Source organism: Methylobacterium sp. ARG-1 (genome assembly GCF_001262595.1).
Lineage (GTDB): Bacteria > Pseudomonadota > Alphaproteobacteria > Rhizobiales > Beijerinckiaceae > Methylobacterium > Methylobacterium brachiatum.
Genome location: NZ_LHCD01000009.1, coordinates 41,126 through 67,939, shown reverse-complemented (window position 1 = coordinate 67,939; position 26,814 = coordinate 41,126). Strand labels below are relative to the sequence as shown.

General features: G+C 68.1%; 22 protein-coding genes. 9 read left to right on the top strand and 13 right to left on the bottom strand.

Annotated features, from left to right (window positions below):
- Nucleotides 1–130: 130 nt before the first annotated feature.
- Together frc and AKJ13_RS11245 are read left to right on the top strand one after the other, a co-directional pair.
- Nucleotides 131–1,408, top strand: a complete 1,278-nt coding sequence (gene frc / locus AKJ13_RS11250; RefSeq protein ID WP_050733418.1) for a formyl-CoA transferase — start codon at nucleotides 131–133, stop codon at nucleotides 1,406–1,408.
- 120 nt (nucleotides 1,409–1,528) lie between these two features.
- The gene (locus AKJ13_RS11245) at nucleotides 1,529–2,461 is read left to right on the top strand and encodes a methionyl-tRNA formyltransferase (RefSeq protein WP_050733417.1); all 933 of its coding nucleotides are present in this window, start codon (nucleotides 1,529–1,531) and stop codon (nucleotides 2,459–2,461) included.
- A 249-nt stretch (nucleotides 2,462–2,710) separates the two neighbouring features.
- On the opposite strand, the gene AKJ13_RS11240 is transcribed toward AKJ13_RS11245, so the two are convergent.
- Entirely contained in the window at nucleotides 2,711–3,367 is a 657-nt protein-coding gene (locus tag AKJ13_RS11240; RefSeq protein ID WP_050733416.1) for a class II aldolase/adducin family protein, read from the bottom strand.
- A 95-nt stretch (nucleotides 3,368–3,462) separates the two neighbouring features.
- A complete protein-coding gene (oxlT, locus tag AKJ13_RS11235; RefSeq protein WP_007563711.1) occupies nucleotides 3,463–4,740 on the bottom strand; it encodes an oxalate/formate MFS antiporter in 1,278 nt (425 codons plus the stop codon).
- A gap of 485 nt (nucleotides 4,741–5,225) precedes the next feature.
- Here oxlT and AKJ13_RS11230 point away from each other — a divergent pair, with 485 nt between their 5' ends.
- From AKJ13_RS11230 to AKJ13_RS11220, 4 genes are all read left to right on the top strand, one after another.
- On the top strand, nucleotides 5,226–5,918 hold the full coding sequence (locus AKJ13_RS11230; RefSeq protein WP_007563709.1) for a GntR family transcriptional regulator: 693 nt from the start codon (nucleotides 5,226–5,228) through the stop codon (nucleotides 5,916–5,918).
- A 311-nt stretch (nucleotides 5,919–6,229) separates the two neighbouring features.
- A complete protein-coding gene (locus AKJ13_RS32230) occupies nucleotides 6,230–6,382 on the top strand; it encodes a hypothetical protein (RefSeq protein ID WP_200905613.1) in 153 nt (50 codons plus the stop codon).
- 114 nt (nucleotides 6,383–6,496) lie between these two features.
- A complete protein-coding gene (locus AKJ13_RS11225) occupies nucleotides 6,497–7,570 on the top strand; it encodes an HD domain-containing protein (protein ID WP_050733415.1) in 1,074 nt (357 codons plus the stop codon).
- 116 nt (nucleotides 7,571–7,686) lie between these two features.
- Nucleotides 7,687–8,181, top strand: a complete 495-nt coding sequence (locus AKJ13_RS11220; RefSeq protein ID WP_050733414.1) for a CAP domain-containing protein — start codon at nucleotides 7,687–7,689, stop codon at nucleotides 8,179–8,181.
- A gap of 6 nt (nucleotides 8,182–8,187) precedes the next feature.
- On the opposite strand, the gene recJ is transcribed toward AKJ13_RS11220, so the two are convergent.
- The 9 genes from recJ to AKJ13_RS11175 form a co-directional block, all read right to left on the bottom strand.
- A complete protein-coding gene (gene recJ, locus AKJ13_RS11215) occupies nucleotides 8,188–9,912 on the bottom strand; it encodes a single-stranded-DNA-specific exonuclease RecJ (protein ID WP_244471588.1) in 1,725 nt (574 codons plus the stop codon).
- A 235-nt stretch (nucleotides 9,913–10,147) separates the two neighbouring features.
- A complete protein-coding gene (locus AKJ13_RS11210; protein ID WP_007563699.1) occupies nucleotides 10,148–11,545 on the bottom strand; it encodes an NAD(P)(+) transhydrogenase (Re/Si-specific) subunit beta in 1,398 nt (465 codons plus the stop codon).
- A 4-nt stretch (nucleotides 11,546–11,549) separates the two neighbouring features.
- A complete protein-coding gene (locus tag AKJ13_RS11205) occupies nucleotides 11,550–12,005 on the bottom strand; it encodes an NAD(P) transhydrogenase subunit alpha (RefSeq protein WP_007563697.1) in 456 nt (151 codons plus the stop codon).
- A 24-nt stretch (nucleotides 12,006–12,029) separates the two neighbouring features.
- Nucleotides 12,030–13,259, bottom strand: a complete 1,230-nt coding sequence (locus AKJ13_RS11200) for a Re/Si-specific NAD(P)(+) transhydrogenase subunit alpha (RefSeq protein WP_050733412.1) — start codon at nucleotides 13,257–13,259, stop codon at nucleotides 12,030–12,032.
- A 240-nt stretch (nucleotides 13,260–13,499) separates the two neighbouring features.
- Complete coding sequence (locus AKJ13_RS11195) at nucleotides 13,500–13,793, bottom strand: aa3-type cytochrome c oxidase subunit IV (protein WP_007563693.1); 294 nt, start codon at nucleotides 13,791–13,793, stop codon at nucleotides 13,500–13,502.
- 123 nt (nucleotides 13,794–13,916) lie between these two features.
- Nucleotides 13,917–15,278, bottom strand: a complete 1,362-nt coding sequence (locus tag AKJ13_RS11190; RefSeq protein ID WP_050733411.1) for an AarF/ABC1/UbiB kinase family protein — start codon at nucleotides 15,276–15,278, stop codon at nucleotides 13,917–13,919.
- An 85-nt stretch (nucleotides 15,279–15,363) separates the two neighbouring features.
- Nucleotides 15,364–15,771: a type II toxin-antitoxin system death-on-curing family toxin gene (locus AKJ13_RS11185; RefSeq protein WP_050733410.1), complete on the bottom strand. Its 408-nt coding sequence runs from the start codon at nucleotides 15,769–15,771 to the stop codon at nucleotides 15,364–15,366.
- A complete protein-coding gene (locus tag AKJ13_RS11180) occupies nucleotides 15,768–15,992 on the bottom strand; it encodes an AbrB/MazE/SpoVT family DNA-binding domain-containing protein (RefSeq protein ID WP_050733409.1) in 225 nt (74 codons plus the stop codon). Before AKJ13_RS11180 ends, AKJ13_RS11185 begins: the two co-directional genes overlap by 4 nt.
- Before the next feature lie 60 nt (nucleotides 15,993–16,052).
- The gene (locus AKJ13_RS11175) at nucleotides 16,053–17,924 is read right to left on the bottom strand and encodes a M3 family oligoendopeptidase (RefSeq protein ID WP_050733408.1); all 1,872 of its coding nucleotides are present in this window, start codon (nucleotides 17,922–17,924) and stop codon (nucleotides 16,053–16,055) included.
- A gap of 247 nt (nucleotides 17,925–18,171) precedes the next feature.
- Here AKJ13_RS11175 and AKJ13_RS11170 point away from each other — a divergent pair, with 247 nt between their 5' ends.
- The 3 genes from AKJ13_RS11170 to AKJ13_RS11160 all read left to right on the top strand — a co-directional run bounded on the left by AKJ13_RS11170 (nucleotide 18,172) and on the right by AKJ13_RS11160 (nucleotide 23,619).
- Complete coding sequence (locus AKJ13_RS11170) at nucleotides 18,172–19,656, top strand: sigma-54 dependent transcriptional regulator (RefSeq protein ID WP_050733407.1); 1,485 nt, start codon at nucleotides 18,172–18,174, stop codon at nucleotides 19,654–19,656.
- A gap of 241 nt (nucleotides 19,657–19,897) precedes the next feature.
- On the top strand, nucleotides 19,898–21,931 hold the full coding sequence (locus tag AKJ13_RS11165) for a L,D-transpeptidase family protein (protein ID WP_050733406.1): 2,034 nt from the start codon (nucleotides 19,898–19,900) through the stop codon (nucleotides 21,929–21,931).
- A 194-nt stretch (nucleotides 21,932–22,125) separates the two neighbouring features.
- A complete protein-coding gene (locus AKJ13_RS11160; RefSeq protein WP_050733405.1) occupies nucleotides 22,126–23,619 on the top strand; it encodes a DUF882 domain-containing protein in 1,494 nt (497 codons plus the stop codon).
- Nucleotides 23,620–23,646: 27 nt separating this feature from the next.
- Here the strand turns inward: AKJ13_RS11160 and AKJ13_RS11155 are convergent, their stop codons facing one another.
- Nucleotides 23,647–23,898 (bottom strand): hypothetical protein, encoded by a 252-nt coding sequence (locus tag AKJ13_RS11155; RefSeq protein ID WP_050733404.1) that lies wholly within the window; start codon nucleotides 23,896–23,898, stop codon nucleotides 23,647–23,649.
- 203 nt (nucleotides 23,899–24,101) lie between these two features.
- Entirely contained in the window at nucleotides 24,102–26,792 is a 2,691-nt protein-coding gene (ppdK, locus tag AKJ13_RS11150; protein ID WP_050733403.1) for a pyruvate, phosphate dikinase, read from the bottom strand.
- Nucleotides 26,793–26,814: the final 22 nt, after the last annotated feature.

Sequence of the window (26,814 nt, the reverse complement as noted above, 5' to 3'; positions counted from 1 at the left end):
GCAAACACCAGACGCGCGTCCTCAACCGAAGCGCAGCGCAGCCTCCAGGGTGGCGCGGCGCCTGTGAGACCGACCTGAACCGCCTCCCGACCCTGAATCCCGAAACCCGACCCGAGATCCGAGACCGACCATGAGCAAGGCCCTTGAAGGCGTCCGCATCCTGGACTTCACCCACGTTCAGTCCGGCCCGACCTGCACCCAGCTCCTGGCCTGGTTCGGAGCGGACGTGATCAAGGTCGAGCGGCCCGGGGTCGGCGACGCCACCCGCCAGCAGCTCCAGGACATTCCGGATGTGGACAGCCTCTATTTCACGATGCTGAACCACAACAAGCGCTCGCTGACGCTCGATTCGAAGAACCCGAAGGGCAAGGAGGTGCTCTGGCGCCTGATCGAGGAATGCGACGTTCTCGTCGAGAACTTCGCCCCCGGAGCGCTGGCCCGGATGGGCCTGACCTGGGAAAAGATCCACGCCAAGAACCCGCGCATGATCCTGGCCTCGGTGAAGGGGTTCGGGCCCGGCCGTTACGAGGAATGCAAGGTCTACGAGAACGTCGCGCAATGCGCCGGCGGCTCGGCCTCCACCACCGGTTTCCGGGACGGCATCCCGATGGTGACCGGCGCTCAGATCGGCGATTCCGGCACTGGCCTGCATCTGGCGCTCGGCATCGTCACGGCGCTCTACCACCGTACCCAGACGGGGCTCGGCCAGAAGGTCGACTGCGCCATGCAGGACGGCGTGCTCAACCTCTGCCGCGTGAAGCTGCGCGACCAGCAGCGCCTCGAGCACGGTCCGCTGAAGGAATACAGCCAGTTCGGCGAAGGGATTCCCTTCGGCGAGGCCGTGCCGCGCGCCGGCAACGATTCCGGCGGCGGACAGCCGGGCCGGATCCTGCGCTGCAAGGGCTGGGAGCAGGATCCGAACGCCTACATCTACGTGATCACGCAGGCCGCGGTCTGGGAGCCGATCTGCGACATCATCGGCGAGCCGGACTGGAAGACCGACCCGAACTACGCCTCCCCGAAGGCGCGCCTGCCGCATCTCAACGAAATCTTCACGCGCATCGAAGCCTGGACGATGAAGATGTCTAAGTTCGAGGCCATGGACATCCTGAACGGGCACGACATCCCGTGCGGCCCGATCTTGTCCATGAAGGAGATCGCCGCGGACGAGGCCCTGCGGGCAACCGGCACGATCGTCGAGGTCGATCACCCGACCCGCGGCCGCTACCTCTCGGTGGGCAACCCGATCAAGCTGTCGGCGAGCCCGACCGAGGTCGCGCGCTCGCCCCTGCTCGGCGAGCATAACGACGAGATCCTGCGCGACGTGCTCAAGTACTCGGCCGAGGACATCGAGGAGATCGCCGGGTCCGGCGCGATCGGCGCCGTCCAGAAGATCGCCGCCGAGTGAGGCCGACGGGCGATCCCGGGCCGCGCGTCCGGGATCGCCGTTACCGATCTACACGCCCACGCCGTCCAACCAGAACGAATCCGTCCCCGCGTCGGGGCCGGACGACGCCAGGGATTTCCCATGCGCATCGCCGTCATCGGTCAACAGGATTTCGGCAAGGCCGTCTTGGACGCGTTCCTGACGCGCGGTGATACCGTGGCGGGGGTGTTCTGTGCGCCGGAGAAGGCCGGCGCCAAGCCGGATGTCCTGAAGACCGCCGCCCTTGAGAAGGGTCTCCCGGTCTTCCAGTTCCCGAGCCTGAAGAGCCCGGAGGCCGAGGCGGCGATGCGTGACCTGAATGCCGATATCGGCATCATGGCCTACGTGCTGCAATTCGCCCCGCAGAGCTTCGTCACCATCCCGAAGCACGGGACGATCCAGTACCATCCGAGCCTGCTGCCGCGCTATCGCGGCCCGTCCTCGATCAACTGGCCGATCGCCAAGGGCGACCTGCAGACCGGGCTCACGATCTTCCGCCCCACGGACGGTCTCGATGAGGGCCCGGTGATCCTGCAGAAGACCTGCGAGATCGGCGCCGACGCGACGCTCGGAGACATCTACTTTGGCAACCTGTTCCCGATGGGTGTCGAGGCGATGCTGGAGGCGGCCGATCTGGTCGTCGCCGGTGAGCATATCGAGATCGATCAGGACGAGGATGCGGCGAGCTACGAGGGCTGGTTCCGTGCCGCAGAAGCCGAGATCCGCTGGTCGGCCCATGCCGATCAGATCTACAACCTGATCCGCGCGGCGAACCCGGCCCCTGGGGCCTGGACCACGCTCGACGGCAAGAAGCTCCAGATCTTCGACGCGCGCCTGCACCCGGTGCGCCGCCTTGGAGACGTGAAGGGCAAGCCCGGAGAAGTCATCGCCGTAGACGCGGACGGATTCAGCGTCTGCGCGCAGGGCGGCCGGATCGAGATCCGCAAGGTCAAGCCGGAGGATGGCAAGAAGATCGCGGCCGCAGAGTTCGCGGCCTCCAGCGGCATCACGCTCGGGCAGGTCCTCGGCCGCTGAGCGGTGGGGATTCCCATTTTCCCCTCCCCATAAGAGCTACAGGCTCCACAGGTTTAGAGCACAAGCGCTCCTGTAGGCTGAAACGCGCGCCCTCTCCCGCACGGAAGAGGGGACCCGCGCCTTCTGCGCCCACGGCATGATCACGGCTACGGTCGAAACCTGTGTAGCCCGTAGCCGTAAGGGGGAGGAGAGCGCGTCACGCCTTGAACAGGCCGACGCGTGGAGGTTGCAGGTCGTCTGGGCCGCGGTTCAGCCTTTGTCAGCCGCGTTCAGCCCGTAGCCGCGGAAGCGCTCCACGGTGCTGTTGATCTCATGGTCGGACAGGATGTTCGGGGCGCCGACCTGGAGCGCCACGGCGTATTGCCAGCACACAGTCTCGAGCTCGACGGCGAGCCACAGCGCCTTCTCCAGGCTCTCCCCGGCAGCGATCATGCCGTGATTGGCGAGCAGGCAGACATTCCGGTCTCTGAGCGCCACCAGAGCGAGTTCGGATAACTCGGCCGTACCGTAGGGCGCGTAGGGCGCGCAGCGCACGTTCGGGCCGCCAAAGGCCGCGATCATGTAATGTACCGCCGGGATCTCCCGCCCGCACAGCGCGAAGGCGGTACAGTGGATCGGGTGGGCGTGGACGACAGCGCCCATCTCGGGCCGCGCCGCCAGGATGTCCCGGTGGAAGCGCCATTCCGAGGACGGCTTGAGCCCTGTCGGGTGGGTCCCGTCGAAGGCCAGGGGTACGATGTCCTCCGGGCGCATGCGCGCGGTAGGCAGCCCCGAGGGCGTGATCAGGAGGCCGTCGCGGAACCGCACCGAGACGTTGCCCGAGGTCCCGCGGTTCAACCCTTGCGCATCGAGATCCCGCGCCGCCGCCACGACGCTCGCGCGTGCGTTCCGCTCGTCCGTATCCATGCCCGATCCTCGGATGAACCCCGGCACCGGGTACGCGCGAAGGCCCGGCGCCGTAAAGCCGGCGCCGGGCCTCCTGTCGATCGCTCGGATGCGCCTTACTGGGCGAGCACCGGCGCGAGGTTCGTCTGCGGCGCCTTGGTGTAGGCCGCCCGCATCGGCTTGAGCACGAACAGGGCCAGGAACGCCGCCAGGATGTTGAGCCCGGCCGCCACCAGGAACACCGTGTGCCAGCTCCCGGTCATGGTGGTGAGCACGCTGGTATAGGGCACGATCAGCGCCGCGGTCCCCTTGGCCGTGTAGAGGAGGCCGGCATTGGTCGCCGCATATTTCGAGCCGAACGTGTCGCCGCAGGTCGCCGGGAACAGCGAGTAGATCTCACCCCAGGCGAAGAACACCAGGCCGGTGAGCAGCACGAAGGCGATTGGGTTCTCGCCGAACTGGCTCAGCGCGTAGATGCCCAAGCCTTCGATAGCGAAGGAGATGAACATCGTGTTCTCGCGGCCGATATGGTCCGAGACCCAGCCGAAGAACGGCCGCGTCACGCCGTTGAGCACCCGGTCTAGCGTCGCAGCGAAGGTGAGCGCCGGCAGCGTAATCCCGAGCAGCGAGACCGGCACGTCGGCGATCTTGAAGTCCTTGGCGATCGGCCCGAGCTGCGCGGTCGCCATCAGGCCGCCGGCGGCCATCATGACGAACATCGCGTACATCACCCAGAAGATCGGGGTGCGCACCATCTCGCCCGGCTTGAAGTCGCGCTTGGACTGGCTGACCCGGGCAACATCCGGGACCTGGCCCTTGACCGGCGAGCGCAGGAACAGGGCGATCAGCATCACGATCAGGCCCTGGCCAATGCCGAAGTAGAAGAACGCGGCCTCGTAGCCCTGAGACTTGATCATCGCCTGGATCGGCACGACCGTGAGCGCCGAGCCGGCGCCGAAGCCCATCGCGGTGATGCCGGCCGCCAGACCGCGCCGGTCCGGGAACCACTTGAGGGAGTTGCCCACGCAGGTCCCGTAGACCGCGCCCGCGCCGGTGCCGCCGATGGCCGCGGCCACGTACAGCATCGTGAGCGACTCCGCGTAGGAGTTCATCACCCAGGCGATACCGCAGAGCAGGCCGCCGAACAGGGTGACGATCCGCGGGCCGTACTTATCGACGAACCAGCCCTCGATCGGCACGAGCCAGGTCTCGGTGACCACGAACAGCGTGAAGGCGACCTGGATCGCGGCGCGATCCCAGCCGTGCCGCTCCTGCATCGGGTTCACAAAGAACGTCCAGCCGTACTGCATGTTGGCGATCATGCACATGCAGACGACGCCGAATGTCAGCTGGAGCCATCGGCCCCGCCCAACCGGTTTGGTGGTCTCGGACATACGCTTCCCTCCAGATTGGATTTATTATTTTCTCTCGAACGCCGGCTGTGTTTATGACCCGACGGAGCCGCCGTTGGCAGTACAAAGCGCGCGACGTGCTTTGAAAAATTCTTGTCTGGCGGACAAATGAAGTCTCGGCGGCTCCGCCCTTCACCGCCGAAAGGTCTCTCTCGTGCCCCACTGGTCGACGGTATGCCAGCAGAATGGTGCTGAGGTACGGCGAGTCTGTCAATCGATCCTGCACAAAAATACACGAATACGCCGCAGGATTATCGCGGCTTGTCAGACGTGGGGCGGATTTTCGGCATTACCGTTCCGGAAAGGGCCGATCATGGCCAGCGTCTCCGGCCGACTGCCGGCGAGCGCTCTGTGGAGTCGCCGCGCATTTGGCTAGGATCGGGAAAAGGTTTGGGCTAGTTCGTTTTATGAGCGCACGACAGACAACACGTGCGAGAAATCATGGGCATGGGCCGACTGGACGAGGCATGTCGAACTCTGAACCGTTGAGCGTTAAACCGATCGTCGCCAGCTCCAGTTTACGGACCCTGGCTTATGAAGCGCTCAAGACTGCTATTACCAACATGGACATCTACGGGCGGCCTGACGAGGTCCGGCTCGACGAGCGGAAACTGTCGCAGGATCTCGGGGTCAGCCGCACGCCCGTGCGCGAGGCGCTCACCGTGTTGGAGCAGGAGGGGTTCGTCCGGTCGGAAGCGCGGCGCGGCGTCTTCGTCATCAAGAAGAATAAGCGCGAGATCGTCGGCATGATCCACGCCTGGACGGCGCTGGAGAGCATGGCGGCCCGCCTCGCCTGCACCCGCGCCACCGACGCGCAGCTGCGCGCCCTGCGCGAGTCGTTCCCCGAATTTTACGAGGGGCAGCCGGCCGAACACATCGACGAGTATTCGGATGCCAACATCCGTTTCCATCAACGGATCATCGCGCTGGGCCATTGCGAGCCGATCGCCGAGCTCACCAGCAACCTGCTGATGCATGTGCGGGGGATCCGCAGCACTGCGCTCCGCCAGGGCGACCGGGCCGAGCGGTCGATCCGCGAGCACGTGGCGATCATCGCGGCGCTGGAAGCGCGGGACGCCGACAAGGCCGAGCGGCTGGTGCGCGAACACGGCCTCGGCCTCGCTCAGCACGTGGACACCTACGGCGACTACTTGGACTGAGCACCGCGTCTGGCCGAAGTCTGCTGCGTCGAACCCAGGATGCACCGCCGGCGACATCGATACGGCGCCTGCATGGCCGCGCTTGCGGTGCAACATAGATCGGCCCGGCGACGGACCGTTTGGTGCAGACGGCGAGCGGGTTTCGGGCGAGGCGTCAGGCACTGAGGCCGGGCTTTCGCTCATGGCTTCCATCGCTTATGCGTCCGAAACATGAGTGGCATTCAGCATCTGGTATACCAGTTTGCGCTGCGAGATGGCATCTCTGGCGTCGCAACATCGCGTGGCCATTCGGGCCGCACCGGAGCCTCAACATGATCGCCAGCTTCCTCGTCGTGTTCGTCGCCCTCGCCGCTTGCCAGGCCCTGTTGGCTGTCAAGCTGGCCGACGTCCTGAGCCCGGCCTCCGATTCCGGCAAGGTCGCCACGCAGCAGACCCGTCAGGACGGCGCCGTCAGCCTCGCCTGAAGACTGCTCTTCCGGCGCCTATACGCTCGCAAACTGCGTAGGGTTAACGCTTTCCTCAAAAGTCTCCGCTAAGGTCAACGGATCGTTGACCTTGCGGGCGAGGGAGCAACCGCGTTGGCTCTCGGCACCTCTTCGCGGATCATGAATGGTCCGTTCGTCCTGCTGATTTCGGATCGCCCCACGGAACGGGCCGCCCTGGAACGGGCCATCGCTCTTGTGATGGATTGCCGGGCCGTCCCGGCAAATGCGGCGCTTCCACAGGGCCGCCCCCATCTCATCGTCTTGGATCTGCATCCGGCCCAGGCCGTGGCCCTTGAGCCGGCGCTGACCCGTCGCGGGCTTCCGGTCCCGCGTCTCGTGCTCGTCCGCGGCGAGCCCGCCAAACCGGCCCCGCACCTGCGCCAGTTGCCCGCTGCGGCCCCGCGCCAGGTGGTGCTGGCGAACGTCTTCGCGATGATCGAGGCGGTCACGCGATCGGCGGAGACGCGCCGGCAGAAGCTCGTCGGTCAGGTCTCGGACGCCACCGCGATCGTTTCCGAGCTGTTCGACAGCGCGGCCCTCGGCGCCGGTTTGCAGCGCGCCGATGTCGAGCGCGGAACCGATCTGGTGCTCGCCGCTGTCTCCGAAGCTGGGATCACGGCGTGGCTTGCCGAGGTCTGGCGCCACGATGTCGGTGTCTACCAGCACACGCTCGGGGTCGCCGGCCACGCCGCGAGCTTCGGTGCGCAGATCGGGCTGGGCCGGGTCGATCTCGGGCGGGTGGTCCGCGCCGCCCTCCTCCACGATATCGGCAAGTGCCGCATCCCGGGCGAGATCCTGAACAAGCCTGGCCACCTCGATCCCGAGGAGTTGCGGCTCATGCAGCGTCATCCCGTCATCGGGGCCGACCTCCTCCGGGCGCAGGGCACGTTCGAGGACGAGGTCATCGACGTCGTCCTGCATCATCACGAGCGTCTCGACGGGACCGGTTACCCGGATCGGCTCTCCGGCCGGGCGATCTCCGATCTCGTGCGGATCGTGGCGATCTGCGACGTGTTCTCGGCTCTGACCGAGCGCCGCGCCTACCGGAAGCCCGCGAGCCCCGCCGAGGCCCTGGCGATCATGACCGACGGGATGGGCCATCTCGACCCTGACCTCCTCCGGGTCTTCGCGCCGGTCATGCTCGGGGGCGACGCCCTGGCGGCGTAAGCGCCGTGGCCGCGGCGCCACGGTCCGGCGTCGCGGCACCGGAGCCACCACCGGCGCCGCGGTTTCGCCGCAACCGAGCCGGAGGGAGACCCATCTCATCCGGAATCCCTGTCCACGTGTCGAAAATCCTCCCTGCCCTCGCCGCTGCCCTGTCGCTGTCGCTCGCCGGTTGCGGCGGCCTGTCCTTCACGCCCGAACCGACCGTGGAGAACGCGACCCATACCGCGATCCTCGACGAGGTCGCCGCCGCGGCCGCGATCTCGGCCTACCGGGTCCAGCACGGGCTGAGCCCGGTCATCGTCGACACCGGCCTGGTGAAGGCCGCCGCCTTCCAGGCCGGCAACAATGCCCGGCATGGACAGCTGAGCCACGATGTCGGCGGCAGCTTCACCTCACGCATGGCCTCCGCAGGTCTCGCGCGGTCCTACGCCGCCGAGAACCTCAGCGCCGGCTCGGAGACCTTCGAGCAGGTGCTCGCCCGCTGGAAGGCCAGCCCCGAGCACAACAAGAACATGCTGCTTCCGCAGATCCGGCGGATCGGCATCGCCCGGGTCGATGCCCCGAACACCCGCTACAAACGGTTCTGGGCGCTGGTCATGGCCGGCGGCTGAGCGGTCTCAGCCCTCGGCCGGCGCCAGATCGATGATCCGCAGCTGCGCCCGCTCGGCACCCCGCCAGCGGTCGCAGGACAGCGTGCCGGCCACATGCATCTCCTGGCCGATCCCTTTGAGCAGGGCCTGCCCGAGCGGCCGTTCGGCCGCCCGAAAGCAGATCGCGCCGACGGCCTGACCGTCGCGGCTGCGCAGGCGGGCGCGGACATGGCTCGACCCGACCACCGCGGCATCGACCAGCCGGTGCCGGCCCAGCGCGAAGACCGGCTCCGGCGCCGCCTGTCCGAACGGACCGGCCCGCTGCAGCAGCCGGACGGTCTCGGCGGTGGCGCCGCCGGCGCTGAGGCCGCCGTCGATCATCAGGGCGTCGGCCGCCCGCGAGACCGCGACGCTGGCGCCGAGCAAAGCAGCGAGATGCGTCTCGAAACGCGGGATGTCGTCCGCCCGCAGGGTGACGCCCGCCGCCATGGCGTGACCGCCGCCCTTGCTGGCGAGCCCGGCCTCGACGCAGCCACGGACCGCCAGGCCGAGATCGGCGCCGGGGATCGAGCGGCCCGAGCCGGTGGCGGTGCCATCCGGCCGGATCGCGAAGGCGAAGGCCGGCCGGTTGAAACGCTCTTTGAGCCGCGCCGCGATCAGCCCGACGATGCCGGGATGCCATTCGGTATTGCCGGTCACCAGCACGGCCCGGGCGGGGTCGAGGGTCAGGGCGCGGTCCATCTCGGCCTCGGCCTCGGACACGGCATGCGCCTCGATCGCCTGGCGCTCGCGGTTGAGACGGTCGAGATCGGCCGCGATCCGGGTCGCTTCGACCGGGTCTGCCGTGGTGAGCAGGCGCGCGCCAAGGGCCGAATCGCCGATCCGGCCTCCGGCGTTGATCCGCGGCCCGAGCACGAAGCCCAGATGCCACGCCTCAGGGGGCTCGCTGAGCGAGGCTGCGTCGAGCAGGGCAGCCAGACCGGTGCGTCCGCGGTGGCGCATCACCGTCAGGCCCTGAGTCACGAAGGCGCGGTTCAGGCCGATCAGCGGCACCACGTCGGCCACCGTCGCCAGGGCGACGAGGTCGAGGGCGTCGGTCAGGGGCGGCTCCGGGCGGTCCGGCCCGAAAAAGCCTTCCCGGCGCAGTGCGCGGTTGAGGGCAGCCAGGGTAAGAAACACGACGCCGGCGGCGCAGAGATGGCCCAGGCCCGACAGGTCGTCGAGGCGATTGGGATTCACCACGGCCCGGGCCGGGGGCAGGAGCTCGGCGGCCGCGTGGTGATCCAGGACAATCACGTCGAGACCCAGCTTCTCGGCCTCCTCCAGCGGTCCATGGCCGCTGGTGCCGCAATCGACGCAGACCAGCAGGGTCGCGCCCGCGGCTGCCAAAGCGGTGATCGCCGCGATGTTGGGCCCGTAGCCCTCGGTGATCCGATCGGGGATGTGGATCGGGGCCCGGAGGCCGAGCTGACGGAGATAGCCGGCGAGCATCGCGGCGCTGGCCGCGCCGTCGACGTCGTAATCGCCGAACACCGCGACGACCTCGCCGCGGCGGATCGCGCGGACCAGCCGGCGCACCGCCGCGTCCATGTCGAGCAGCGTGTCCGGATCCGGCATCAGATCGCGCAGGCGCGGCGCCAGATGGCGGGCCGCCTCGTCCGGTGCCACCTGCCGACCGGCCAGCACGCGCGCCAGCAATTCCGGCAGGCCATGCGCCTGGACCATCTTGGCGATGTGATTCTGCACCGCCATGCCGGCGCAGCGCTCCTGCCAGCGCCGGCCGGTCACGGAGGCGGCGACGCCCAGGAACGGCGGCGGATCGGCGAGCAACGAGGCGACGGCGGCAGACACGGGAGGCACTCTACACCGGGTCGGCGGCGGAATCGCGGGCGCCGCGGCAACAACGATGGCGCTCGACGCAGGACCGGCAAAACGAAAGGGCGGGCATCGCTGCCCGCCCCCTGCCCCACCTGATTTTCGGCTGGTTTCAAAACGCCTTGAGGATGTTGTCGACAACCTTCTTGGCATCGCCGAACAACATCATGGTGTTGTCGCGGAAGAACACCTCGTTCTCGACGCCGGCATAGCCCGAGCCCATGCCGCGCTTGATGAACAGCACCGTCTTCGCCCGCTCCACGTCGAGGATCGGCATGCCGTAGATCGGCGAGGCCTTGTCGGTCTTGGCAGCCGGGTTTGTGACGTCGTTGGCGCCGATCACGAAGGCCACGTCGGCCTGCGGGAACTCGCCGTTGATGTCCTCCAGCTCGAACACCTCGTCGTAGGGCACGTTCGCTTCGGCGAGCAGGACGTTCATGTGGCCCGGCATGCGGCCCGCCACCGGGTGGATGGCGTATTTCACGTCGACACCCTCCTTCTTCAGAAGGTCGGCCATCTCGCGCAGACTGTGCTGCGCCTGCGCCACCGCCATGCCGTAGCCCGGGACGATAATCACGCGCTCGGCGTTCTTCATGATGTAGGCCGCGTCGTCGGCCGAGCCCTGCTTGACCGGACGCGTTTCGACCTGGCCCGGGCCGGCCGCGGCGGCATCGCCACCGAACCCGCCGAGGATGACCGAGACGAACGACCGGTTCATCGCGTGGCACATGATGTAGGACAGGATCGCGCCCGAGGAGCCGACCAGCGCGCCGGTGATGATCAGCGCGAGGTTGCCCAGGGTGAAGCCGATGCCGGCCGCGGCCCAACCCGAATACGAGTTCAGCATCGACACGACGACGGGCATGTCGGCGCCGCCGATCGGGATGATCAGCAGGCCGCCCAGCGCGAAGGACAGCAGCACGATCAGCCAGAAGATCGCCTTGCTCTCGTTGCCGATGAACAGGACGAGCAGCAGCACCAGGGCGACCGCGAGGCCGATATTGATGAGGTGCCGCTGCGGCAGCATGATCGGCTTGCCGGACATCCGCCCGTCGAGCTTGGCGAAGGCGATGACCGAACCGGTGAAGGTGATCGCGCCGATAGCCGCGCCGAGCGCCATCTCGAACAGCGACTGCTTGTGGATGTGGCCGTTCTCGAGGATGCCCACCGCCTGCGGGGCGTAGAGCGTCGCCGCGGCGCCGGCCACGGCCGCCAGGCCGACCAGCGAGTGGAAGGCGGCCACGAGCTGCGGCATCGCCGTCATCGGCACGCGCTTGGCGATGACGGCACCGGCGCCGCCGCCGATCCCGATCCCGAGGATCACCAGGATCCAGGCGCCGAACCCGGCGGGCGGATGGCCGACCAGGGTGGTGAGCACGGCCAAAGCCATGCCGATCATGCCGTAGAGGTTGCCCTGCCGCGATGTGGTCGGGTGCGACAGCCCCCGCAACGCCATGATGAACAGGACGCCGGCGACGATGTAGAGAAGGGCGGAGACGTTCTGGGACATCGTCTCAGGCCTTCTTCTTGTACATGCCGAGCATGCGCTGGGTGACGAGGAAGCCCCCGAAGATGTTCACGCTGGCAAGCACGATGCCGAGGAAGCCGAAGGCGCGGGCCCAGCCGGTGCCCTTCTCCAGCAGCGGCACGCCAGCCGCCAGGAGCGCGCCGACGATGATCACCGACGAGATCGCGTTGGTCACCGACATCAGCGGGGTGTGCAGCGCGGGGGTGACCGACCAGACCACATAGTAGCCGACGAAGATCGCCAGCACGAAGATCGCCAGCTGGAAGACGAACGGGTCGACGGCGCCGCCGGTGGCGGCGCTCAGCCCGTGGCCCATGCCGGCGGCGATCGCCTGGGCCTGGTCGGCGGCGTTGCGTGCGACCTCAGCCGCGGCACGCGCGGCATCGGCCAGCACGCGGGTCTGGTCAGCTGCCTGATCGGGAGGGACGACGACGTTTGCCATTCTGCTTCTCCTCTCGACCGATCTTCACTGCGCGCCCGACGGGGCCGGGGCGGCCTCGGCCTTGCCGGTCTCCGACTTCGCCAGGCCGACCGCTGCGGCCTCCGAGGCCGGGCCATCGGTCTTCGACTGGAAGGAGGCGTGCACCACGGAGCCGTCGCGGGTCAGGTTGGTCGCCCTCACCAGCTCGTCGTCCCAGTTGATCGCCAGCGCCTTGGTCTCCTTGTCGATCAGCGTCTCGACGAAGGCGTAGAGATTGCGCGCGTAAAGGCTCGACGCCGTGGCGGCGAGGCGCCCCGGGACGTTGGTGTGCCCGACGATCTTCACGCCGCGATCGGTCACGACGACCTCGCCCGGCTTGGCACCGGCGACGTTGCCGCCGCGCTCGACCGCGAGATCGACCAGGACCGAGCCCGGCTTCATTGAGGCGACCATCTCCTCGGAGACGAGCTTGGGCGCCGGGCGGCCGGGGATCAGGGCCGTCGTGATGACGATGTCCTGCTTGGCAATGTGGCCCTTCACCAGCTCGGCCTGCTTGGCCTGATAGCCGGCGGACATCTCCTTGGCGTAGCCGCCCGCGGTCTCGGCCTGCTTGAACTCGTCATCCTCGACGGCGACGAACTTGGCGCCGAGCGATTCGACCTGCTCCTTGGTGGCGGGGCGCACGTCCGTGGCAGTCACGACCGCGCCGAGGCGCCGGGCAGTGGCGATGGCCTGGAGGCCGGCGACGCCGACGCCCATGATGAACACGCGCGCGGCCGGCACGGTGCCGGCGGCAGTCATCATCATCGGCATGGCGCGGCCGTACTCGGCGGCACCGTCGACGACGGCCCGGTAGCCGGCCAGATTCGCCTGCGAGGACAGGACGTCCATCACCTGGGCGCGGGTGATGCGCGGCATCAGCTCCATGGCGAAGCCCGAAACCCCCGCATCGGCCATCGCCTTCAGTGCGGCCTCGTTGCCGTAGGGATCCATGATCGCGATCACGGTGGCGCCGCGCTTGAGCAGCGACAACTCCTCGCCCGCCGGGCGGCGGACCTTGAGGATGAGATCGGCATCGCGCGCCGCGTCGGCAACGCTGCCGGCGATCTCGGCCCCGGCCGCTTCGTACTCGCTATCGAGGATCCCGGCCTTCAGCCCGGCGCCCGCCTGCACGGTGATGTCGGCGCCGAGCGCCTTGAACTTCTTGACGGTCTCCGGAACGGCAGCGACCCGCGATTCCGCAGAGTCCGTCTCTGACAGCACAGCGATGCGCATGCGAGGCTTCCCCTGAATAAGCTTGGCCTCTCGAATGCGCGAACCGGCACGGCTTTTCGAGACGCGAATGAACGTTGCGCTGATGGAACCAGAGCGAATGTAACCCGTGGCCTGTCGCGCGGACTGCCACGCTTCAATGCGTCATGGGACCGTTCATCGGCCGAGCGCAGCGTGGCGCCCTGAAAGCCGGCAACCGCCTTTCAGGAGGATGGCCAGGGGCGAGCGATCGCTTCCGCGGTCTCAGGCGAAGGCGAGATAGAGGAAGAGCAGGATCCCGACGACGAGGGGGCCGCGCCAGCCGATGGCCGGGGCCAGGGCGCCGACGGCGCCGGCCGCACCCGATACGATCACGCTGAGAATCGCGAGCAGCCAAGCTTCGCGGATACCGCCCACGGCCAGCGCCAGGACCCAGCAAATAACGACGCCCGTACCGATCTCGACGAAGCGAACGAAGCCGCGGTAGGTCTGCTCGTGGGTGTTGGCGTCCATCGCCGGGCTGTAGGTGTGCCCGGCCACCGTCTCACTGTCGGCCATCGTGCGCTCGTTTCCCTTGGATGCGACTTCTTATGGTCACCCCGGGATGTAGCTCAAGCGTTTTCCTGCCGCAATCGGACGCACGCAAGTTGATCGCCCTCTCGATGGACTTCCGGGGGGCGATTACGCCGGTTTCGGCAGTCCGGCCTGGGCCAGGATCTGGCTTTGCCGCTCGCCGAGCGTCTCCAGCGAAAAGTGCTCGATCTCGGCTTCGAACAGGCGGTGGTAGTTCAGTTCCGAGCGCAGATGCAGGAACACGGCGCCGAGGCCGACGGCGGCGCGATCCATGAATACGAATTCCTGCGGCACCGTCACCGGGCCGCGTTCCTTGAGGGCTTGGTGCACCTGGAACGCCTGGCGCCGGCCATATTCGCCGGGCTTCACCCCGTCCGCCACGGTGCGGGTGCGATCCTCCAGGAGCGGCCCGTAGATGAAGCGCGCCCAGATGTTCAGGATCTCGATCTTCCCCTTGTCGAGATTCTTGAAGCCCCAGACCTCGTAGGCATGGACGATTCGGGCCGCGTCCTCCTCCAGCAGGCCGCGATACAGGTCGACCACGCCGCCGACGAAGCGGGGATGGAAGATCCGGACGCAGCCGTAATCCAGCAGGTTGATGCCGGCGGCCTCGCCACCCTCCGAGAAGACGGTGTAATTGCCGAGATGCGGGTCGCCGTGGATGACGGCGGCGCGGCTGAACGGGTGCCACCATGCCTTGAACATCGCCTGCGCGATGCGGTTGCGCACCTCAACCGGCTCCTCGGCGAAGCCCAAGATCTTGTCGCCGTCGAGCCAGCCCAGGGTCAGCAGGCGTTTGGTCGACAGATCGGGAAAGACCCGCGGCACGCGCACCGCGTCGATATCCTTGAGCACCTCTCCGTAGAGGCTCGCATGCTTGGCCTCGCGCTCGTAATCGAGTTCCTCGCGCACCCGCGCGCCGATCTCCTTGGCGATCTCACGGGTGTCGAGCCAGCTGTTCATCCGCCGATGAAGCGCGAAGGCGATCTCCAGCTGCTTGAGGTCGGCCTCCACGGCCGATTGCATGTCCGGGTACTGGAGTTTGCACGCCAGCCGCTCGCCCTCCTTGGTGGAAGCGCGATGCACCTGGCCGAGCGAGGCCGCGGCGGCGGGCTTCAGGTCGAAGCTGCCGAACCGCTCCTGCCAGCCCAGCCCCAGCTCGGATTGCATCCGCCGCTTGACGAAGGCCGCGCCCATGGGCGGCGCGTCGGCCTGCAGCTTCTGAAGCTCGGCGGCGTATTCGGGCGGCAGCAGGTCCGGGATCGTGGCGAGCAGCTGCGCCACCTTCATGATCGGCCCCTTCAGGCCGCCGAGCGCCTGCGCCAGGGCGGCGGCGCTGGTCGTCCCCTCTTTGCCGAACAGCCGGGACATGGCCATGCGGGCGGCGACGCCGCCGACATTGGCGCCCACGCTGGCGTAGCGCCCCGCGCGCGCGGAGAAGCGATTGGCTTCGCGATCGGTCTCGGCCATTGTCCAGGATCTTCCTCGATGCTGGTCCGGACATAAGCCTCTGCGGTCGGCGTACCAGACCGCCGGGTCGCTGCGCCGCGGCGGCTCAGCCGGCGGGCCAGTTGTCCCGGATCCACCGGGTCAGGCCGAATTCGTCGATCTCGCCGGCGGCGAGGCCCCGTATCATCACGACGGCTTCAGCCTCGTCGACCACGAAATCGATATCGTTGAGCCCAAGAAACGTCACGAGCGCCAAGAGGGCAGCCCGTTTGTTACTGTCGATGAACGGATGGTTTTTGGCGATGCCGAAGGCATAGGCAGCCGCGAGTTCGGCAAGGTCGATATCAGCACCGTCCTTGGCATAGGCTTCGCGATTGACGGGTCGGCCAAGCGCTGGTTCGAGGGCGCCTTCGTCGCGCAGGCCGGCCGGGCCGCCGAATTGCTTCGACTGCAGGGCATGAATCGCCGTCACGAGCTCGCTCGTGACCCAGACGATCTGACGATCGGCTGTCATTTGGCGAGTTCCGACAAGGCCTTTCGATAGGTCTTCATCGCCTTCTCGGCGACCTTCATCCCCTTCTCGAAGGTTGGGTCGTAGGGCGACAACCGCACGGACCCATCGGCTTTCTCGGTGACGTAGAGCCAATCGCCTTGCGCGAGATTGAGCTTCGCTAGGAAATCCTTCGGTAGGATCAGACCGGTCGAATTGCCGACGCGTTTGACCTCGAGCTTCATGATCGCCTCCGTGATGTTATACGTTGTACATAACATCACGGAGGCCAGCTCGGGCGTCGGTTAGCCCTGGCCTTCCATCCCCTCGAGTTCGACGATCATCCCCTCGATCATCCCCAGGCCAATCTGCCAGAAGCCCGGGTCCTTCGCGTCGAGCCCGAACGGGGCGAGCAATTCCCCGTAGGGCTTCGAGCCGCCTGCAGCGAGCAGGGCGAAGTAGCGATCGACGAAGCCCGGCTCCGCCTGCGCGTAGACTCCGTAGAGCGAGTTCACCAGGCAATCGCCGAACGCGTAGGCGTAGACGTAGAACGGCGAGTGGATGAAGTGCGGGATATAGGCCCAGAACGGCTCGTAACCCGCATCCAGCGTGATGGCCGGCCCGAGGGATTCGGCCTGGACCGAGAGCCATAGGGCGTTGATCTGATCGCTGGTCAATTCGCCTTTGGCGCGGGCCAGATGGACCTTCCGTTCGAATGAGTAGAACGCGATCTGGCGCACCACCGTGTTGATCATGTCCTCGACCTTGGCGGCGAGCATGGCCCGGCGCTGGGTGGTGTCCGTGGTCGCCGCGAGCAGCTTGCGGAAGGTCAGCATCTCGCCGAACACGCTGGCGGTCTCGGCCAGCGTCAGAGGCGTCGGCGCCATCAGGGCGCCGTTCGGACCGGCCAACACTTGGTGGACGCCGTGGCCCAGCTCGTGGGCGAGCGTCATCACGTCCCGCGGCTTGCCCTGGTAATTCACCAGCACGTAGGGATGGACCGACGGCACGGTCGGGTGCGCGAAGGCGCCCGGCGCCTTGCCGGGCCGAGTCGGCGCGTCGATCCAGCTCTCGTCGAAGAAGCGTTTCGCGATGCCGGCCATCTTTGGCGAGAAGGCATCGTAGGCCGACAGGACCGTATCGCGCGCCTCGGTCCAGGGAATGGTGCGCTGCTCGACCTTCGGCAGCGGCGCGTTCCGGTCCCAGTAGGGCAGCGCGTCCTGCCCGAACCATCTCGCCTTCAGCCGATAATAACGGTGCGAGAGCCGCGGATAGGCCTCCCGCACGGCATCGACCAGAGCCGCAACCACCTCCGGCTCGACGCGGTTGGCGAGATGGCGCGCGTCGGCGACATCCTTGAAGCCACGCCAGCGGTCCGAGATCTCCTTGTCCTTGGCCAGGGTGTTGGTGATCAGCGTGAACACGCGCAGATTGCTGCGCAGAACCTCGCTGATCGCCCCGGCCGCCTCCTTGCGGACCGCGCCGTCCGGGTCCTGCAGCTTGTTCAGAGTCGGTTCGAGGGGCATCTGCTCGCCCTGGACCGTGAAGCGCAGGGCCGCGATCGTCTCGTTGAACAGCCGGTCCCAGGCCGCATTCGCGGTAACGGATTTTTCGAGGAACAGCTTCTCGGTGCGGTCGTCGAGCTGATGGGGCTTCTCGCGGCGCAGGTCCTCGATCCAGGGCGCGTAATGGGCAAGCGGCCCCTGGGCCATCGCCACATCCATGACGGCGTCGTCGACCCGGTTCAGCTCGAGGGCGAAGAACAGCAGGTCGGCCGAGGCGTCGGTCAGCCGCTCGCGGGTGTCGCCGTAGAACTTGGCCCCGGCCTCGTCGGTGGTGTCTCCGGAATAGACCAGACCGGCAAACGACATCAGCTTGCCGAGCAGATCCTCGATCCCCTCATAGGCGCGGACCGCCTCGGCGAGACGCTCCGACGCGTCCGGCGCGGAGGCCAGCGCGGCGATGCGGCCGGCATAGGTCTCGGAGAAGCGCCGGCATTCCTCCTCGGCCCGGGTCATGTCGGCGGAAAATTCCGGCGCCTCGATGCCGGGATAGAGGTCGGACAGATCCCATTCCGGAAGATGCCCGAGGTCGACGGCCTTGGCGGCGGCGCGTGCGGCGCTCACGCCCTCCGGCAGACGGACGTTCACCGGCGAAGCGGTGGTGCTCGGCATCATGTCTCGCAATCCTTTTGGGGGGTGTCAGACCCGTACCCTGATATCGAGCGCGCGGCCACGCGTTCAACGTGGCCGGTCGCCCGGACGCATCCGGCACGGTGACGACACGGCGCAAACGTCGTTAAGCGCCACTTTACGTCTCTGGGTCACCCTACGGTTCGAAACGAAACACTCGCCGACTCAGGCGGTGCGGCGCGGGCCGGTCCCGCGCCGTATCCGGGCCTGACGCGCCGTGCAGGGAGCCGCCATGTCCACCACAATCCTCATCGTGGACGACGATCCGGTTCAGCGTCGCCTCGCCGAGGCGGCGGTGCGCCGGTTCGGCTTCAACGCGCGGGTTGTGGAGACCGGAGCGGACGCCCTGACGGTGCTGAAGACCGAGGGCGTGGACGTGGTGCTTCTCGATCTGGTGATGCCGGGCCTCGACGGGCTCGGGGTGCTGGCCGAGATGCGCAGCAGCGGCCTCGACACGCCGGTGATCGTCCAGACCTCGAACGGCTCGATCGACGCCGTGGTCACCGCCATGCGTGCGGGTGCCGTCGATTTCGTGGTCAAGCCGGCCGGCGCCGAGCGCCTGCAGGTCTCGATCAAGAATGCGCTGCGGGTCGACGTGCTGGAGGAGGAGGTGCGCCGCATGCGCCGCCGCGCCTCCGGGGCGCTGACCTTCAAGGACCTGACCTCCAAGAGCCCGGACATGGAGCGGGTCATCCGCCTCGCCGAGCGGGCGGCCAAATCCAACATCCCGGTGCTGATCGAGGGCGAATCCGGCGTCGGCAAGGAGGTGCTGGCGCGCGCGATCCAGGGCTCGGGCGACCGGCGCGGCAAGCCGTTCGTCACAGTCAATTGCGGGGCGATCCCCGAGAACCTCGTGGAGTCCACCCTGTTCGGCCACGAGAAGGGGGCGTTCACCGGCGCCACCGAGAAACACGCCGGCAAGTTCGTGGAGGCCTCGGGCGGCACCCTGTTTCTCGACGAGATCGGCGAGCTGCCCCTCGACGCCCAGGTGAAGCTGCTGCGTGCGCTCCAGGAGGGCGAGGTCGATCCCGTCGGCGGCAAGCGCTCGGTCCGGGTCGATATCCGGCTGATCTCGGCAACGAACCGCTCGCTCCTCGACCTCGTGAAGGAAGGCAAGTTCCGCGAGGACCTGTATTATCGCCTCAACGTCTTCCCCATGACCCTGCCGCCCCTGCGCGCCCGCCGGGAGGACATCCCGGATCTGGTGCGCTCCTTCTGCGCCCGGTTTTCCGCCGAGGAAGGCAAGCGGGTGCGGGCGATCGCCCCGGAGGCGATGGCCCTGCTGACGCGCTATCCCTGGCCCGGCAATGTCCGCCAGCTGGAGAACGCGCTGTTCCGCGCCGTCGTGCTCGCCGATTGCGACGAGCTGACCGTGGCCGAGTTTCCGCAGATTGCCGCCCAGGTCGAAGGCTTCGATGTCCGCATTCCGGCGGCGCCGACCCAACCGCAGATGCCGGCCTACGCGCCGGAGCCGGTGCGCGAGATCGTCCGCATCGAGGTTCGGGATCCCCATGCCATGTCGCTGGTCACCGAGGAGACCGGCGAGATGAAGACCATGGATGTGCTGGAAGCGGAGATCATCCGCTTCGCGCTTCAATTCTATCGGCAACGCATGTCGGAGGTGTCGCGCCGCCTCGGAATCGGCCGATCCACCCTCTACCGCAAGCTGAAGGACCTCGGTCTGGAGGGCGACGAGAAGACCGAGGACGCCGCCTGAGCGGCCGGGTGTGCTAGCGCACCGTGCCGTTCCGGACCCGACGGCGTTCGGAAGACCTCCGCGGACCTGTGGATCTCGCGGATCCGACCAATCCATTACGCTTCCTGTGACATTTCCATCAGATGTCACATCATCAGAACTAAATTTTACCTGACGAAGACTGCAGTTGCTCAACGCCACGCTTGAGCGGATAATCACAATCTGAGCGTGCGGCTCTGCCGCCGCGTCCCGGGAGATCACGATGCGCGTCCCGCGCTCCAGCCTCGTCGCGCTGGCCGCCCTTATGACCGGAACGCTGGCCTCGGCAGGCGCGCTCAGCGCCGAAACGGCGGCGCTCGATCCGGCGACCCTCGGCACCCCGGCGAGCCCGCCCGAGCCCGCGCCCGTACCGGCCCCGCAACCGGCTCCGCAGCCGGAGCCGGCCGGGGCCGATCCGGTCTCGACCGCGCTGCCCGACTACAAGCCCGAGGCGCCGAAGGCCGAGCCGGCCCCGGCCCCGGTGGCGACGACACCCGTCGTTCCCACCGACTCGCTCGCCGTGGCCGTCTTGGCGCGGTTCGGCGAGTCCGCGCCGCTGCTGCTGCGGCTCACCGGCAAGGACCGCGATGGGATCCGGGCCTTCTATGAGGCCCGCGCCTACAAGCCGCTCTGGATCGCCGACGGGGCCTGGACGGAAGCCGCCAAATCGGTTTCGGCCCGCCTGGCCGCCGCCGACGAGGATGGGCTCGATGCCCGGGCCTACGCGGTCCCGAACCTCACCGAGAAACCCGACGACAAGGCCGTGGCCGATGCCGATCTCCGCTTCTCGGCGGCGGCCCTGGTCTACGCCCGGGACGCCCGCGGCGGCCGGGTCAACCTCGCGTCGATCTCCCGTCTCATCACCCCGCAGCTCGACCTGCCGACCGCCGATGCGGTTCTGACCAAGCTCTCCGATGCCGGCGTGAAGGCGGGCGACGCCTTGCAGGGCTATAACCCGGCTACGGCCGGCTATCTGGCGCTCAAGGCGCGGCTCGCGAGCTTGCGCGGGCCGGCGCCTGCCGCCGCCGTGAAGCCCCTACGCCTGCCCCCTGGTCCCGCGCTGCGGGTGGGCATGCGCGATTCGCGTGTGCCGCTGCTGCGCGCGCATTTCGGCCTTGAGACGCGCCCGGCCGGCACCCTCGACCGCCCGCCAGGCGAGCCGGAGGAATACGATTCCGTCGTGTCCGACGCGGTCGCCAAGTTCCAGCGCGGCCGCGGGCTGCCTGGAAACGGCGTGCTCAACGTCCAGACCGTCCTGGCGCTCGCCGATGCCGGCCGCCCGGCGCGGGCGAGCGGCAGCGAGGCCGAGCTGATCGTCAACATGGAACGCTGGCGCTGGCTGCCGGGGGACCTCGGATCGGACTACATCCTGGTCAACGTCCCGGAATACCGCCTGCGCGCCTATCGCGGCGGCAGCCTGCGCGACGAGGCCCGGGTGATCGTCGGCAAGCCGGAATCGCGCACGCCGCTCTTCTCAGGGCTGATGGAATACGCGGTGGTCAACCCGTCCTGGTACGTGCCGCCCTCCATCCTCAAGACCATGGCGCCGAAGCTCGCGGGCTACGGCGGCAAAACCTGGGGCGGCTACGAGGTGGTGCGCCGCGGCGGCCACGTCTCGCTGCGCCAGCCGCCGGGGGAGCGCAACGCGCTCGGCTTCATCAAGTTCATGTTCCCGAACCAGCACGCGGTCTATCTGCACGATACGCCGAACCGCTCGCTGTTCTCGGCGGCCAAGCGCGACTTCAGCCATGGCTGCGTCCGCGTGGACGATCCGTTCCGCCTGGCCGACGCAGTCCTGCCGGACTGGTCCGAGGCGCGGCTGAAGAAGTTGATCGGCAAGGGCGAGCGCACGATCCGGCTGCCGGCTAAGCTGCCGGTCCACCTCGCTTATTTCACCGCCTACGTGGACGACGGCGGCACGTTCCGCACCCTGCCGGACCTCTACGGCTACGATGCCCCGATGCGCGCGGCACTCGGCCTGCCCGGCGGCGGCGGACCGGCGATCGCCAAGCTCCCGGAGGAGAAGGCGCGCCGGAAGCCCGACGCCGCACCGGTTGCCCAGGCTCGTCCGGCGCCCCGCCGCGAGGCTGCGCGTCCCCGCCGTTACGCCGAACCGGAGCCGAGCGCGCGCTACGACAATTACGACTCGCCGCGCCGTCACGTCCGCCGTGCCGCCCGCGCCGACAGCGCACCGGAATACGGCGAGCCCGGCCTGTGGACGCCCGCGCCGGCGCCGGTCTCGCGGGGCTGGTGGTAGGTTCACTCCAAGCCTGCGCCCTTAACTCTCGGGTGCGCAGGCGCACAGCCGGGCACGATTTCGCCACGGTCCAGCCTTAGCCGTTTCCCTCGCACACTCGGCGAAGGGACATGGCTTCGGCCCCGCGGGCCGACCGCCTCGACCGCATATCCGCCGAATGCCCTTCGCGGGTTCGGGAGAGGATCAGGACCATCGTGCCGAGCCTGCGCAGAACCGCCCGCCATCTCGTCCTCGCTTTGTGCGGCGCGACGCTCGGCCTGATCGCCGGCGCGGCCGAGACAGAGAACGCCGTCGCCAACGGCGATACACGCTCGCTCACGATCTTCCACACCCACACCAAGGAGAGCGCGACCATCACGTTCAAGCGCGATGGCCGCTACGACCGTACGGCGCTCGAGCAGCTGAACTGGCTGCTGCGCGATTGGCGGGTGAACGAGCCGATCAAGATGGATCCGCGCCTGTTCGACACGGTCTGGGAGGCCTACCGGCAGGTCGGCGCGACCCAGCCGATCCACGTGGTCTCGGCCTATCGCTCGCCCGGCACCAACGCGATGCTGCGGCGGCGGTCGCGGATGGTCGCCGAGTTCAGCCAGCACATGCTCGGCAAGGCGATGGACTTCTATCTGCCGGAGGTCTCGATCGATCGGATCCGCGAGGTCGGGCTCCAGATGCAGCGTGGCGGCGTGGGCTGGTACCCGTATGCCGGCACGCCCTTCGTCCATCTCGACGTCGGCTCGGTGCGGATGTGGCCGCGCATGACCCACGACCAGCTCGCCCGCCTGTTCCCGGACGGCAAGACGGTCCACCTGGCGAGCGACAACCGCCCCTTCCCCCGCTACGAGGAGGCGAAGGCCGAGATCCTGGCCCGGGGCGGCACCGTGGCGGGCCTGACCACCCAGATGGCGAGCGGCGAGGAAGAGGACGGGCCCGGCCTGTTCGGGTTCCTGGCGAGCCTGTTCGGCGGCAGCTCCTCAGCACCCGAGCCGGCAGCAGCACCGCCGCCCGCACCCGTGGCGAAGCGCGGCCGGCAGGCCCCGGTGGTCGCCGTGGCGAGCGCCGATCCGCAGGATCCGGTCGGCACCCGCGCCGCCCTGGCCTACGCGGCGCCGACGGCCGACGACGCGCTGCGCAACACCCTCGCCCGCCCCGATCAGGCCAATGCCGGTGCGAGCCAGCCGGTCGACGCGCGCGCCCTGCTCACCGTCGAGAAGCCAGCCTCGGACGAGGTCGCATCCGCCGTCCTGGCGCCCCTGCCGCCTCGCCGGCCATACGATTTCGGCGCGGTCGCAGCCGCCGCCATCACCATGCCGCTGCCTCCACCGCGTCCGGTCCATTTCGCCGCGCTTGATGGTGGTATGGCCAACCTGGCCGCGCCGAGCGCAGGCCGCGCCCTTATCCGCGACGTGCCTGCCGAGCCCGCGCCGCGGCGTCCGCTGGTGGCCGCCGATGCCGACGCGAAAGCACAATTGCGCTCACTGTTCGAGGCCGCGTCCGCCGGTCCTGTGGCGGCTCCGGCCGGCCGGGGCGTGCCGGTTCGGGTCGCGGCCACCCGCATCCGCGAAGCGGCACCGGACGCGGTCGTGGCGGCGAAGCCCGGACCGGTCGCGACCAGGTTCAGCGCGAAGAGCCCCGGCGACGAGCTCACCGCCGCACGTTTCACCGGCTCGGCGACGCGCGGGACGCGCTGATGCGTCAGACGTTGGAGAAGGCCGCGCTTACCGAAGCGGCTTGGACAGGTTGATCGCCAGGGCGGAGACCAGAGTCGCGGCGTAGCCGTCATCCTGCGTGTCGGCGATGCGCTCGGCCTCGCCACCGCTATTGGCCGCCACCGACATCATCAGCATCACGGCGGTCACGATCGCGCCGAGGCCCGCGACCGTTGCGAGATAGGCCCGCACGGCGGCGCGTGGAACGGGGGCCGCGTTGGCGGTGCCGGCATAGAGCGGAGCGGAGCTGCGTGGAATCATGGGCGGTGATTCTGGCGCCTGACGCGGGGTCCGGGACAGAGCGATGGGCACCGCACGCCGCCTGTCGGCTCAATCATTAAACGTGCAGCTGTGGACTGAGTTCAACCGTCGACAGCGATTATCAACGGTCATTCGTCTGTGCTTGGTTGATTGTCGGTATCGGGAGCGGAAGACCGCCCCCGATACCTGTGCATTCGGTCGGCTCAGCCTTCCTTGCCGAGCACCTTTCCGAGGGCGGCCTGGGCCGCGGCGAGGCGGGCGATCGGCACCCGGTAGGGCGAGCAAGACACGTAATCGAGCCCGACCTCCTGACAGAACCCGATCGAGGCCGGGTCGCCGCCATGCTCGCCGCAGATGCCGAGCTTGATGTCCGGACGGGTGGCCCGGCCGCGCTCGACACCGATGCGGACCAGCTCACCCACGCCCTCCTGGTCGATGGTGATGAACGGGTCGGCCGCCAGGATGCCCTTCTGGGTGTAGGGACCCAGGAAGGTCGCCGCGTCGTCGCGGGAGATGCCGAGCGCCGTCTGCGTCAGGTCGTTGGTGCCGAACGAAAAGAACTCGGCGGTCTGCGCGATCTCGCCGGCCTTCAGCGCCGCCCGCGGCAGCTCGATCATGGTGCCGACCTGGTAATTCAGGGTGGCGCCCTTCTCCTCGGACACCGCCTTGGCCATGGCGTCGATCCGCGCCTTCACGATGTCGAACTCGGTGCGGGTGAAGACCAGCGGCACCATCACCTCGGGGGTGACCGGGCTCCCGGTATCGGCGGCTGCCTGGACCGCGGCCTCGAAGATCGCCCGGGCCTGCATCTCGGCGATTTCCGGGAAGGCGATCGCCAGGCGGCAGCCGCGGAAGCCGAGCATCGGGTTGTGCTCGGACAATTCCCGCATCCGGTGGCGGATCTTGTCCTCCGAGACGCCAGTCGCCTTCACGACTTCGGCCACTTCGGCATCCGTGTGCGGCAGGAACTCGTGCAACGGCGGATCGAGCAGGCGGATCGTCACCGGCAGGCCGGACATGATCGTGAACAGCTCGACGAAATCCTGCCGCTGATAGGGCAGGATCTTCGCCAGCGCCGCGCGCCGGCCCTCGGTATCGTCGGCCAGGATCATCTCGCGGACCGCGATGATGCGGTCACCCTCGAAGAACATGTGCTCGGTGCGGCACAGGCCGATGCCCTCGGCGCCGAAATTCCGCGCGGTGCGGGCATCGGTCGGGGTGTCGGCGTTGGCCCGCACCTTCATGCCGCGGAACTGGTCGGCCCATTCCATCAGGGTCGCGAAGTCGCCCGACAGCTCGGGCTCGAGCATCTTCACCTCGCCCTGGATCACCTGCCCGGTCGAACCGTCGATGGTGATCCGGTCGCCCGCCTTCAGGGTGGCGTCGCCGACCTTCAGGGTCTGCGCCTTGTAGTCGATCCGGATCGAGCCGACGCCTGAGACGCAGGGCTTGCCCATGCCGCGGGCAACCACGGCCGCGTGGCTGGTCATGCCGCCGCGGGTGGTGAGGATGCCCTCGGCGGCGTGCATGCCGTGGATGTCCTCGGGCGAGGTCTCGATCCGCACCAGGATGCACTTGCGCTCGGCCTTGCGCAGCGCCTCGGCGTCCTCAGAATTGAACACGATCTCACCGGTCGCCGCCCCAGGGGAAGCCGGGAGGCCGGAGGCGATGACCTTGCGGTCCGCCTTCGGGTCGATCGTCGGGTGCAGGAGCTGGTCGAGGGCCGAGGGCTCGACCCGGCCGATCGCCTCCTCGCGGGAAATCAGCCCCTCGCCGGCCAGATCCACGGCGATGCGCAGGGCCGCCTTGGCGGTGCGCTTGCCGTTGCGGGTCTGGAGCATCCAGAGCTTACCCTTCTCAATGGTGAATTCCATGTCCTGCATGTCGCGGTAATGCGCTTCCAGGATCTCGTAGATCCGGGTCAGCTCCGCGTAGCTCTCGGGCATGGCCTTCTCCATGGAAGGCTTGTCGCTCTCGGCCTCGATCCGGGCCTTCTCGGTGATGTTTTGCGGCGTGCGGATGCCCGCCACCACGTCCTCGCCCTGAGCGTTGATCAGGAACTCGCCGTAGAGCGCCTTCTCGCCGGTGGAGGGGTTGCGGGTGAAGGCGACGCCGGTCGCCGACGTATCGCCCATGTTGCCGAACACCATGGCCTGGACGTTGACGGCCGTGCCCCAGCTCTCCGGGATGCTATTCAGCTCGCGGTACTTCTTCGCCCGCGGGATCATCCAGGAATTGAACACCGCGCTGATCGCGCCCCAGAGCTGGTCCTCGGCGACCTGTGGGAAATCGGAGCCGTGCTCGTCGCGGACGATCTTCTTGTAGGTCTGGATCAGGGTCTTCCAATCCTCAGCACCGAGCTCGGTATCGAGATCGTAGCCCTTGCCTTCCTTGTAGTGCTCCAGCGCCTCCTCGAAGGCGTGGTGCTCAACGCCCAGCACCACGTTCGAGTACATTGTGATGAAGCGGCGGTAGGAATCGTAGGCGAAGCGCTCGTCGTCGGCCTCCTTGGCCAGCGCCAGAACGGTGTGGTCGTTGAGGCCAAGATTCAGAACCGTATCCATCATGCCCGGCATCGACGCCCGGGCGCCCGAGCGGACCGAGACCAGCAGCGGGTTCGACGCATCGCCGAACTTGCGGCCGGTGAGGGTGCCGATCTGGGTCAGCGCGGCGGCGACCTGGTCCTTCAGCTCCGGCGGGTAGGCCTTCCCGTGATCGTAATAGTAGGTGCAGACCTCGGTGGTGATGGTGAAGCCGGGCGGTACCGGAAGGCCGAGGTTGCACATCTCGGCCAGGTTGGCCCCCTTGCCGCCGAGGAGGTCGCGCATCTGCGACTTGCCCTCCGCTTTGCCGTCGCCGAAGGCATAGACCCACTTCGCGCTGCCGGTCGCCATATCGAACCCGTCCGTATCTGAT

Excerpts from the sequence above, each read along its gene's own strand:
- frc (WP_050733418.1), top strand. The coding sequence starts at position 131 with ATGAGCAAGGCCCTTGAAGGCGTCCGCATCCTGGACTTCACCCACGTT.
- AKJ13_RS11245 (WP_050733417.1), top strand. The coding sequence starts at position 1,529 with ATGCGCATCGCCGTCATCGGTCAACAGGATTTCGGCAAGGCCGTCTTG.
- AKJ13_RS11240 (WP_050733416.1), bottom strand. The coding sequence starts at position 3,367 with ATGGATACGGACGAGCGGAACGCACGCGCGAGCGTCGTGGCGGCGGCG.
- oxlT (WP_007563711.1), bottom strand. The coding sequence starts at position 4,740 with ATGTCCGAGACCACCAAACCGGTTGGGCGGGGCCGATGGCTCCAGCTG.
- AKJ13_RS11230 (WP_007563709.1), top strand. The coding sequence starts at position 5,226 with ATGTCGAACTCTGAACCGTTGAGCGTTAAACCGATCGTCGCCAGCTCC.
- AKJ13_RS32230 (WP_200905613.1), top strand. The coding sequence starts at position 6,230 with ATGATCGCCAGCTTCCTCGTCGTGTTCGTCGCCCTCGCCGCTTGCCAG.
- recJ (WP_244471588.1), bottom strand. The coding sequence starts at position 9,912 with ATGGCGGTGCAGAATCACATCGCCAAGATGGTCCAGGCGCATGGCCTG.
- AKJ13_RS11210 (WP_007563699.1), bottom strand. The coding sequence starts at position 11,545 with ATGTCCCAGAACGTCTCCGCCCTTCTCTACATCGTCGCCGGCGTCCTG.
- AKJ13_RS11205 (WP_007563697.1), bottom strand. The coding sequence starts at position 12,005 with ATGGCAAACGTCGTCGTCCCTCCCGATCAGGCAGCTGACCAGACCCGC.
- AKJ13_RS11200 (WP_050733412.1), bottom strand. The coding sequence starts at position 13,259 with ATGCGCATCGCTGTGCTGTCAGAGACGGACTCTGCGGAATCGCGGGTC.
- AKJ13_RS11195 (WP_007563693.1), bottom strand. The coding sequence starts at position 13,793 with ATGGCCGACAGTGAGACGGTGGCCGGGCACACCTACAGCCCGGCGATG.
- AKJ13_RS11190 (WP_050733411.1), bottom strand. The coding sequence starts at position 15,278 with ATGGCCGAGACCGATCGCGAAGCCAATCGCTTCTCCGCGCGCGCGGGG.
- AKJ13_RS11185 (WP_050733410.1), bottom strand. The coding sequence starts at position 15,771 with ATGACAGCCGATCGTCAGATCGTCTGGGTCACGAGCGAGCTCGTGACG.
- AKJ13_RS11180 (WP_050733409.1), bottom strand. The coding sequence starts at position 15,992 with ATGAAGCTCGAGGTCAAACGCGTCGGCAATTCGACCGGTCTGATCCTA.
- AKJ13_RS11175 (WP_050733408.1), bottom strand. The coding sequence starts at position 17,924 with ATGATGCCGAGCACCACCGCTTCGCCGGTGAACGTCCGTCTGCCGGAG.
- AKJ13_RS11170 (WP_050733407.1), top strand. The coding sequence starts at position 18,172 with ATGTCCACCACAATCCTCATCGTGGACGACGATCCGGTTCAGCGTCGC.
- AKJ13_RS11165 (WP_050733406.1), top strand. The coding sequence starts at position 19,898 with ATGCGCGTCCCGCGCTCCAGCCTCGTCGCGCTGGCCGCCCTTATGACC.
- AKJ13_RS11155 (WP_050733404.1), bottom strand. The coding sequence starts at position 23,898 with ATGATTCCACGCAGCTCCGCTCCGCTCTATGCCGGCACCGCCAACGCG.
- ppdK (WP_050733403.1), bottom strand. The coding sequence starts at position 26,792 with ATGGCGACCGGCAGCGCGAAGTGGGTCTATGCCTTCGGCGACGGCAAA.